The organism is Streptomyces sp. bgisy159, assembly GCF_965341775.1.
In the GTDB taxonomy this organism is placed as follows: Bacteria; Actinomycetota; Actinomycetes; order Streptomycetales; family Streptomycetaceae; genus Streptomyces.
Map to the genome: position 1 here is coordinate 125403 of NZ_CBDQZH010000019.1, position 9876 is coordinate 135278.

7 protein-coding genes are annotated in these 9876 nt (G+C 73.7%); 5 read left to right on the forward strand and 2 right to left on the reverse strand.

The genetic code is table 11. From position 1 onward, the window contains the following. Positions 1–90: 90 nt before the first annotated feature. Positions 91–2229, reverse strand: coding sequence for a hypothetical protein (locus tag ACSLTV_RS20010; protein WP_435612590.1), 2139 nt, complete (start codon positions 2227–2229; stop codon positions 91–93). A gap of 993 nt (positions 2230–3222) precedes the next feature. On the opposite strand from ACSLTV_RS20010, the gene ACSLTV_RS20015 reads away from it, so the two are divergent. Together ACSLTV_RS20015 and ACSLTV_RS20020 are read left to right on the forward strand one after the other, a co-directional pair. Next, positions 3223–3732, forward strand: coding sequence for a DUF2231 domain-containing protein (locus ACSLTV_RS20015; protein WP_432157016.1), 510 nt, complete (start codon positions 3223–3225; stop codon positions 3730–3732). 348 nt (positions 3733–4080) lie between these two features. Continuing rightward, the gene (locus ACSLTV_RS20020) at positions 4081–6252 is read left to right on the forward strand and encodes an MMPL family transporter (protein WP_432157017.1); all 2172 of its coding nucleotides are present in this window, start codon (positions 4081–4083) and stop codon (positions 6250–6252) included. A 362-nt stretch (positions 6253–6614) separates the two neighbouring features. Here the strand turns inward: ACSLTV_RS20020 and ACSLTV_RS20025 are convergent, their stop codons facing one another. Further along, positions 6615–7028 carry a DUF302 domain-containing protein gene (locus ACSLTV_RS20025; protein ID WP_432157018.1) on the reverse strand — a complete coding sequence of 138 codons (414 nt, stop codon included), beginning with the start codon at positions 7026–7028 and terminating at the stop codon, positions 6615–6617. Between the two features lie 173 nt (positions 7029–7201). Here ACSLTV_RS20025 and ACSLTV_RS20030 point away from each other — a divergent pair, with 173 nt between their 5' ends. From ACSLTV_RS20030 to ACSLTV_RS20040, 3 genes are all read left to right on the forward strand, one after another. Then, a complete protein-coding gene (locus tag ACSLTV_RS20030; RefSeq protein ID WP_432135289.1) occupies positions 7202–8569 on the forward strand; it encodes an MBL fold metallo-hydrolase in 1368 nt (455 codons plus the stop codon). Positions 8570–8681: 112 nt separating this feature from the next. Further along, the gene (locus ACSLTV_RS20035) at positions 8682–9107 is read left to right on the forward strand and encodes a rhodanese-like domain-containing protein (protein ID WP_432157027.1); all 426 of its coding nucleotides are present in this window, start codon (positions 8682–8684) and stop codon (positions 9105–9107) included. Beyond that, a partial coding sequence (locus ACSLTV_RS20040) for a sulfite exporter TauE/SafE family protein (protein ID WP_435612591.1) occupies positions 9104–9876 on the forward strand: 773 nt, incomplete at its 3' end. The genes ACSLTV_RS20035 and ACSLTV_RS20040, both read left to right, overlap by 4 nt.

Genomic DNA, 9876 nt, shown 5'->3' on the forward strand with positions numbered 1-9876 from the left:
GCTGTGCTCCACGGCCGGAATGGGGACGGTCGGTGGCGCTTCCGGGCGCGCGTCGCCGCGCGGGCCGGGAGGGCGTCGGTCGTGTGCCGCTCAGCGGTCCGAGGTGTACGGGACGGACTCGGAGACGCCGACGGGGACCGTGGTGGCCGGTGCCGGTGCCGGTGCCGGTGTCGTTCCGCCGGCGGACGCCGTGTCGTCGAGGGGCGCGGCGGCGGACGAGGGCAGCGACAGGGTTGGCGGGCCGTCCGCCGAGGACGTCCAGCCCGACATCCGCCCCGCGTAGGCCTCGCCGAACACGGTGCCGGCCAGAGTGGTTCCGGTCGGCACGGTCACGGGGACCGCGGTTCCGGCCGGTGCCTGCACCGTCACGGCGTCGCCGATGCGGTACGCCGTCACCGAACCGGCGTCCAGGGCGGCGCGCCAGGCGGCCCGGTGTTCCAGCTCCGCGCCGATGTCCTTCATCCGCAGGTTGACCACGGGGGTGTCGGCCGCGAAGAGCGCGTCGTAGCCGCCGAGGACACCGTCGAGGACGGGGTAGGCGATGCGGTCCTCGGCCAGGTTCGACTGATGGATGAAGTGGGGTCTGGGATCGTTGCCGAGCACGTGGGAGAGGGCGGTGCGGGTCTCCAGCGGCACGATGTGGTCCTGGTATCCGGTGGCGGGGTCCAGCGGTGCGTCCAGGCAGGTGGTGGTGGCCGGGTTGTCCTCGCAGATGCCGCTGCCGCCCTGGGCGCGGCCGGTGTAGATCCAGTTGTACTCGTCGACCTGCTCGGCGGCCCGCGCCGCGTTGTAGAAGACGTTCATCGGGTAGCGGGGTACCGTCGTGGCCGGACCGACCTGGCGCCGGCCGGGTTCGCGGGAGTTGTCCGAGCCGAGCCAGGCGATGCCGTTGTCGGCGAGGGCGGGGCCCAGGTGGGGGTTGTCCTCGTCCTGTTGGGGCAGCACGGCCAGACCGGAGTGCTCGCCGGTGACCAGTTCGTCGTCCTCCAGGGGGAGTCCGACGTTCCGGCCCCACACCCGGTTGTTGGCGATCTCCGCGGAGATCTCGCTCCGGCTCACCCACCGTGTGCTGCCGTCGGCGTTCGTGGCGCACTTCCAGGGCACCACCGAGGTGTCCTGGACGCACCCGAGGAAGGCGTGCGTGTAGGTGTGGTTGATCCAGCGGAACCGGTCACGTGCGGCGATCAGCCGGTCGGCGAGCGCGTCGACGCCGCCGTGGTCCTCGCGCTGGTCGACGCTGCCGGCCGCGTTGTAGGCCAGGTCGAGGGTGAAGCGGCGGTCGGCCTGCCAGGCGAGGGCGTGGTCGACGTCCGCCGGGGTCATCCGGATCGGGTCGGGTGTGGCCGAGGGGTCGGTGCAGTCGACGTCGCCGGGCGTGCAGTCGAGGTCGGTGTTCCAGCGGTCGTCGGCGGCGAGCACGTCGTCGACGTGGACGGCGAAGTAGTTGCGGGACGCGCCGAGGTGCAGGCCGTCCGTCATCCAGTCCACGATGCCCCGGGCCAGCAGCCGGAACTGCTGCTGGTACCGGTTGTAGACGAAGGTGACGACCAGTTCCCGCCGCCCGTCGTGCCGGTACTCGCCGACCAGGGAGCCGCGCGCGTTGGAACCGGGGATCGGCGCGTCGACGTACGGGGTGAAGTCGGCGCCGGGTGCGGGCTGGGACAGGTACGCGTAACTCTCGCCCACGTCGGGGGAGTTGTCCTCGAACGGGACGGCCCCCTCCAGATAGCCGAACGGCCCTGTCCGGCCCGCGGCGGTCACCTGTGCCTGGACGCCGTCGAGGCCGCCGGAGTAGCCGTCGTCGACCGGATAGCGCAGGCCGGCCTCGGGGCGCGCGTAGGTGTAGGCGTCGACCTGCGGGACGGCGTAGGTCCGCTCGTAGGCCGCCAGGGCGTCCATCTCGTCCGAGCCGGCGGCGAACGGGTTGTCGTCGGGCAGCACGACGGCCTGGAATCTGGCGCGGGGCCGTCCGTCGACCGTGTCGGCCAGGAACGCGGTGTCGATGACGGGCCGGTCGGCGTCGGTGAGATCGATCGTGGTGTACGGCGTTCCGGCCGTGTCGAGTTCGGCGGCGATCGCCTCTGTCGCCGGTCCGCCGTCGCTGACCACGAGGACCCTGAGGTCGACGCGGGGCGTGTCGGTGTCGGCGTGAGCCGGGCCGGCCGGCAGGCCGAACGCGGCGACGAGCACGCCGGCCGTCAGTGCGCCGGCGCGAAAAATCCGCTGCATGCGGTGAAGTCCCCTCCCCGGGCAGGGGCGAGCGCGCTCGCTCGGAACGGCCGCACCCCCCGTGCCACGCCGGCTTCCCCCTCAGAGGCCGGTCGTGAACGCTGAAATCGTGTCACACGGTGGGAGTTGTGTGCGCTTTATGTGATGGTCTTGCGAAACATGACGGAAAAGCACGGGTGTCCGGAAGGGGCGGGCCGGGGGAGTGAGGGGGCGGCAGGGTGTCGCGCCGGCGGCGGGTGGGGCGCCCGCGGGGACGGACGGGCGAGGTCGGTGCTGGTCGGAGGGCGATGGGTCGGATCCCGGCGGGTGGGAGGCCTGGGCGGGCAACGCTCAGTGGTCTACGCCACATCCGGTCCGTGCACAGAACGTTTCCGGTCATCACCGGTGTGTCGCGTCACCCGCCGGGCACGAGCCACGCGCACGGCGGGAGTGCGGGCCGGCCCCGTGTGTGAGGCCCTTGGGGGCCCGCCGGTCCCGGCGCCGTGGCGTCGGGCGGACCCCGGCTCGACAGGGCGAGGACTCAGCTCGCCGGGCCTGGTGCGGGGAGGCTCCACACCGTGACGTACCCCTTGTACCTCGATCTCCCCCGGATCACCCGCCCGCAGCGGCCGCAGACCGCCCGTGTCCCCACCCGACCGCATGCCGTCCCGCCTCCCGTGTGCCGTGGCCGCTCCGGTGACGGAGCCTAACCACCGCCTCCACCGCACGCCTGAGTACGACGACTCACCGCCGTCCACCGGTGAGTGACGACTCGGCACGGTCCACCGGTCGGTGGGGGCCGGTCGGCTGTGGTCGGTGAACCCGTGGGAGCGGCCGGGTCGCAGGACGTCGTAGGTCAGGTGCGCCGCTGTCGAGGTGGAGGCCACGCGCTGCCGGGACAGTGCGGCCGGGCTCGCCGGCTCGCGCTCAGAGGGAGCTGAGAGGTTCCTGTGCCAGGGTGGCGCCCCTGATCGTGGCATGTCAGGTGCCCGCCAACCCGCTGGAGGAGATTCCATGAGCCTGGTCGACGGCTTGCCCGCGCACGTTCTGTTCGTGCACTTCGTTGTCGTCCTCGTGCCCCTGACCGCGCTCGCGCTCGCGGTCGGCGCGATCTGGCCGGGCGTCGCGCGGCGCATGGGTGTCGTGCTCCCGCTGCTCGCGCTGGTCACACTCGTCAGCGTGCCGCTCACCGCGGAGTCGGGGGAGTGGCTGGAGCGCCATGTGGCGGGTGGTGAGCTGGTGCGCCGCCACGCCGGGCTCGCCGACGGCCTGCTTCCCTGGGCCGGGGGACTGTTCGTCCTCGCGGCGGTCGTCTGGTGGACGGCCCGGTCCGCCGCCGGGGCCGGGACGAAGCGCGGCCCCCGGAGGTACGCCGCACCCGTGCGCGTCGCGCTCGCGGTGCTGTCGCTCGTCGTGTCCGTGGGAGCCGTCGTGGACGTCTACCGCATCGGGGACTCCGGCGCGAAGGCCGCCTGGCACGACGGCTTCTCCAGGACGGCGTCGGGCGGTGACGGGGACGACTGAGCCGCCCGGCGAGGCGAGGGTCGGGGGCGGCACCGAGTCGCGCGGCCGGGCACCGGCGCTCTCGCCGACCGGTACCGGAGTGGCCCGGGCCGGCGGCCGCGGCGCGCGTCGGCCGATACGGTGGGAACAATACCCCAGGGGGTATGGTTGACCCCGTTGTCCGAGGACGCGCCCCGGCTGCCGGCCGTGTCGTGTCCGTCGTTCCGCTCGGCCGGTTCGGAGGGTGGCGACGGAGTCCGGGACCGCTGCGGCGCTCGGCGCCCCGGTCGCGGCCCGCCGCACCCGCCCCTCGCCCGACCCCCGCCCCCGAGGCGTGTGGGAACCGGCTCTCACCCAGGAGCACCACCCGTGAAAATCCCTCGCAGCACCGCCCTTCCGGAAGCCGCCCCGACTCCACCCGAAGCCGCCCGACCAGGTCCGCTCGGCCGCCTCGGCGTCTGGTCGGCGAGCCACTTCAAGGCCGTACTGGTGGGGTGGCTACTGATCGTCGGCGTGCTCGGCGCCTTCGCCCCCCAGGTCAACTCCGCGCTCTCCGGGGCCGGCTGGCAGGCCGACGGATCGGACTCGGTCAAGGTCCGCCAGATCGCCGAGGACCACTTCGGCGGCAACGCCTCCTCCGCGCTCCAGATCGTCATCAGCGCCGACCGCCCGGTCACCACACCCGACGTCCGGGCCGTGATCGACGAGGCGGGCACCCTGGCGGCCGAGGACCCCCGTGTCTCCACGGTGATCCCGCCGCAGCAGGGCGCCACCATCAGCGCGGACGGCCGTACCGCCGTGGTCCTGGCCGGTGCGGCGGCGGACCCCAACGAGATGGTGCGGGCCGCCGACGACCTCAAGGAACCGCTCCGGGAGCTCTCCGGGGACGGGATCGAGGTGCACGCCACGGGGGCGTCCGTGCTGTGGAGTGACTTCAACAAGGCCAACCACGACGCCATGCTGAAGTCCGAGATGCTCTCCTGGCCGGTCACCCTGGCCATCCTGGTGCTGGCCTTCGGCTCCCTGGTGGCCGCCGGACTGCCCCTGCTGCTGACCCTCGCCGGACTGGCCGCGTCGGCCGGGTCCCTCGTGCTGATCAGCCACCTGTTCCCGGTGTCGATCTGGGCCATGAACTTCGCGATGATGTTCGCGCTCGCCCTCGGCATCGACTACGCCCTGTTCCTCGTGGTCCGCTTCCGCGGCGCCCGCGTCGGCCGGAAGCAGGGCATGCGCGCGGCGGTCGCCGAGACGATGGACACCGCGGGCAAGGCGGTCCTGCTCTCCGGGGCGACCGTCCTGGTCAGCCTCTCCGCCGTGATGCTCGTGCCGTCGCCGGCGTTCCGTTCCATGGCGGGCGGCATCATGCTCGCCGTCGTCTTCATCCTGGCCGCCACGCTCACCCTGCTGCCCGCCGTGCTCGGCAAGCTCGGCCACCGCATCGACGCCCTGGCCCTGCCCTGGGCCCACTCCGGCGAACACCGCTCACCGCGCTTCGCCGCATGGGGCGAACGGCTGTGGAAGCACCCCTTCAGGTACGGCGCGCTGGCGCTCGTCGCCCTGCTGGCCCTCGCCGCCCCGGTCATCGGGCTGCGCACCGCCATGCCCTCGATCAGCGTCATCCCCTCCGACGCCAGCGCCCGCGCCGGCTACACCGCCGTCCAGGAAGCCTTCGGCGCCGGTGCTCCGGGAACCCTCCAGATCGTCACCCCGACCGAGCAGGCCGACGAGGTCGCCCAGCAGGTCGGGGCGACCGAGGGCATCGCCGGCGTGATGCCCGCCCAGCCCGCCGCCGACGGTTCCGGCTGGTCGATGATCCAGGCCGTGCCCACCGTCGACCCCTCCGACCCGGGCCTCGGCGGCACCGTGGACACCCTGCGCGCCGAACTGCCCGACCGTACCCTCGTCGGCGGCGCGGCCGTGGAGAACCTCGACCTGCAGCACCTGCTCACCGAGAAGACACCGTTGGTCATCGGCGTGGTGCTGGCCCTCGGCTTCGTCCTGCTGCTGATCGCTCTGCAGGCGCCGCTCATCTCCTTCCTCGGTACCGTCGCCAGCCTGCTGTCCACCGGCGCCGCCTTCGGCGTGGCCCGCCTGATCTTCCAGGACGGTCACGGCGCGGACCTGCTGGGCTTCACGCCGCAGGGCTTCCTCGACGGCTGGGCCCCGGTGTTCTTCTTCGCGATGATCTTCGCCATCGCCATGGACTACACCGTGTTCCTCCTGGCCTCCGCCAAGGAGCACTACGAACGCAGTGGGGATCCGCGAGAGGCCATGACCGGCGCCCTCGCCCACTCGGGACGGGTGATCTTCGCAGCGGCCGCCGTCATGGTCGCCGTGTTCTTCACCTTCGCCCTGTCCGGCCCGCTCCCGCCCAAGGAGATGGGCATCGTCCTCGGCGTCGCCGTCCTGCTGGACGCGGCACTGGTCCGCCTGGTGCTGCTGCCGGTGCTGCTGCGCCTGGCCGGGCACGCCGCCTGGTACACGCCGCGCCGGCTGCGGCGGATCCTGCCCGACATCACCTTCTCGCACGGCCACGACTGAGCCGGGCCCGTCCACACGTTCCCGGGCGGCGCGCACGCGCCGCCCGGGAACCCCCACGTTCGAGGGGGAGGGCCTCCAACCGCTTCTCGCGGTTCCTGATCACGCGGTGCGCATCCCCCCGGCTGCTCCTCCGCGTCTCCTCACGGGGCCCTCCCCGTCTCCTTCACTGCACCACCCCGGCGCCGGTTCCGCGAGGGCCGTAGGGCCCTCGTCGCGGGGCTTCCGGCGCCTCGACACCCACGGGGCCGACGCCTGCCCCGGCCCTCCGGCCCCCGATCGACGAAGCGACGCGGCTCCCGGTGCGGGAACCGCGTCGCACAACGCCATGTCGCCCCCCTGCGCGGCGGGCCGCCCGGCGGGACTCAGTTCGTGCTGTCGCCGTCCGTCAGCGCGGCGAGTGCGGCGTCGAGGCGGCGAGTGGCCTCTTCGGCGACCGGGCGCAGCGCGTCGAGTCCCGTGAGGGCGACCATCGTGTCCGGGTCGAGGGCCTGTACGGCGGTACGGTCGCCGTCGCGGCGGACGACCACGTTGCAGGGCAGCAGCAGCCCGATGCTGCGGTCGGTGTCCAGCGCACGGTGGGCGAGGGACGGGTTGCAGGCGCCGAGGATGACGTAGTCCTCCATGTCCTGTGCGGCGTGGCCGAGCTTGGCCCTGAGGGTGGCGGTGATGTCGATCTCGGTGAGGATGCCGAAGCCCTGGGCGGCGAGCGCGTCGCGGGTACGGGCGACGGCGGTGGCGAAGTCGGTGTCGAGCCGCACGGTGCGGTCGTAACGCATGGGATGGCCTGCTTTCGGGTCGGGCTCACGCGGCCGGAACGGATGCCCGGGCGCGAGCGAGGTACTCGGGACGTCTCCGGGGCTCCTCTGCCCCCTTGAATACCCCCCGGGGTACCCATGTTAGCCTCGGGTAATACCCACGGGGGTACGTCTTCACCGGAAGGGAGCACCTCGTGTTCTTCGTCGACACGATCGAGGTGGCAGGCCTCGGGAACCGCGGCTATCTCGCCGGAGGCGAGCGGACGGCCGTGGTGGTCGACCCGCCGCGCGACATCGACCGGGTGATCACGGCCGCCGCCCGGCGCGGAGTGCGGATCTCGCACGTCGTCGAGACCCACGTCCACAACGACTACGTCACCGGCGGCCTCGAACTGGCGCGGGTCACGGGGGCCGCCTATCTGGTACCGGCCGGTGCCCGCGTGTCCTTCCCACGCGTCCCGGTGCACGACGGCGACCGCGTGGACGTCGACGGCGCCGCCGGTCTGAGCCTTCGAGCCCTGGCCACGCCCGGCCACACCCCGCACCACACCGCCTACACGCTGGAGGAGAACGGCGCGGCGGTCGCGGTGTTCACCGGAGGTTCCCTGCTGATCGGGACGGTCGGCCGCCCGGACCTGGTCGAACCCCGGCTCACGGAACGGCTGGCCCGGGCGCAGCACGCCTCCGCGCACCGACTTGCCGCCGAACTCCCCGACGAGACAGCGGTGCTGCCCACACACGGGTTCGGCAGTTTCTGTGCCTCGTCGCAGACGGCGGGCGAGGACACGACCATCGGCAAGGAGAAGGCCGCCAACGAGGCACTGACCCGGGACGCGGACACGTTCGTCGCGGAGCTGCTGGCCGGGCTGGACGACATCCCCGCGTACTACGCCCACATCGGGCCGGTCAACGCGGCCGGGCCCGTCCCGGTCGACCTCACGCCGCCCGCGGTGGCCGACGCCGAGGACATCGCCGCCCGGCTGGCGGCGGGGGAGTGGGTCGTCGACCTCCGTGACCGGATCGCCTTCGCGCGGGGGCACGTGTCCGGCTCGTTCAACTTCGAGGCCGAAGGTCAGCTCGCCACCTACCTGGCCTGGCTGATCCCCTGGGGCAAGCCGGTCACCCTGCTCGCCGAGTCGCCCGGACAGCTCGCCGACGCCCAGCGCGAGCTGACCCGGGTCGGCCTCGACCGCCCGGCCGCGGCGGCCACCGGGACACCGGCCGACTGGCTGCGCGACGGCGAGGAGCCCTCCTCCTTCCCCCGGGCGGTGTTCGCCGACCTGGCCGGCCGACGCCCCGCAGACGGGGTCGTCGTCCTCGACGTGCGCAGGTCCTCGGAGCGTGCGGCCGGATATGTCGACGGCTCGGTGCACATCCCGATCCACACCCTGCACCGCCGCCTGGACGAGGTGCCCGAGGGTGAGGTCTGGGTGCACTGCGCGAGCGGCATGCGCGCCGCGATCGCCGCGTCCCTGCTGGACTCCGCGGGCCGCCGCGTGGTCGCCGTGGACGACACCTTCGAGGCGGCCGAGCAGGCCGGACTCACCGTCCGGCGCGGATGAGCGCCGGCCAACGCCCCGGTAGTGCAAGACCGCCGGCGCCGACGACGTGACGTCACGCTCACGGCAGGCGCGTCGGTGCCACCCCTATGACAGACAGGAGCGAAACGGCATGATCAGCCTCTTCCGGCGCGGCCGGAGCCGTCCGGGCCGTGTGACGGTCCGCGAGGCCGCCGCGCGCACCGGCTATGGGCCCGGCCCCGAGGGCGGCGGCGCGGCCACCGGTCAGGGGACCGGCGGCGCGGATGGCGACGCCGTCCTGCTCGATGTGCGCGAACGCCACGAGTGGCAGGCCGGTCACGCGCCCCGGGCCGTGCACCTGCCGCTGTCCGCGCTGGCGTCCGGCGCTGCGCTGCCCGCCCGTGTGAAAGACCGGCCGCTGGTGGTGATATGCCGCTCCGGCAACCGCTCCCGGCGGGCCGCCGAACTGCTCAGCGCCCGGGGCGCGGACGCGGTCGACGTGACCGGCGGCATGCGGGGGTGGGCCGCGGCGGGGCTGCCGGTGGTGGACGCCCGAGGCCGGAACGGCACCGTCGCGTGAGCGCTGTCATCCTCGCCCTGGCGGCCGGGGCCGTGATCGGCCTGGCGCTGGGCGCGCTCGGGGGCGGCGGCAGCGTCCTCGCGGTACCCGCCCTGATCTACCTGCTCGACTTCACCCCGGTCGGGGCGACGACCGCCAGTCTGGTCATCGTCACGATCACGTCGGTCACCGCGCTGGCCGCACACGCCCGCGACGGGCATGTGCGATGGCGCACGGGGCTGCTGTTCGCGGCGTCCGGGATCGTACCGGCGATGGTGGGCGGCGCGCTGGCGGCCCGGATTCCGGCCACCGTCCTCACGGCGGCCTTCGCGGTGGTGGCCGGGGCGGCCGCCGCGCGGATGCTGCGCCCCCGTCGGCGCGCGGACACCCCGGCGCCGGTGCGGCCGGGGAAGGCCGTGGCGGCCGGTGCCGGGCTCGGCGCCGTCACCGGCGTCCTCGGCGTCGGCGGCGGCTTCCTCGCCGTACCGGCGCTGGTGAGCGTGCTCGGCCTCCGCATGCGCGACGCCGTGGGCACCAGCCTGCTGGTCATCACCGTCAACTCGCTGGCCGCCCTGTCGACCCGCGCGGGCACGGTCGAGAGACTGGACTGGGCGGTCGTCGGCCCCTTCGTCGGTGCCGCGGTCCTCGGTGCCTGGGACGGCAAGCGGCTGGCCGCGAAGGTCTCCGGCCCCGCGCTGCAGCGGCTCTTCGCCGTGGTGCTGCTGGCCGTGGCGGCGTTCATGCTGGCCGACGCAGTGTGGTGGGGGGGGGGGGGGGGGGGGGGGGGGTT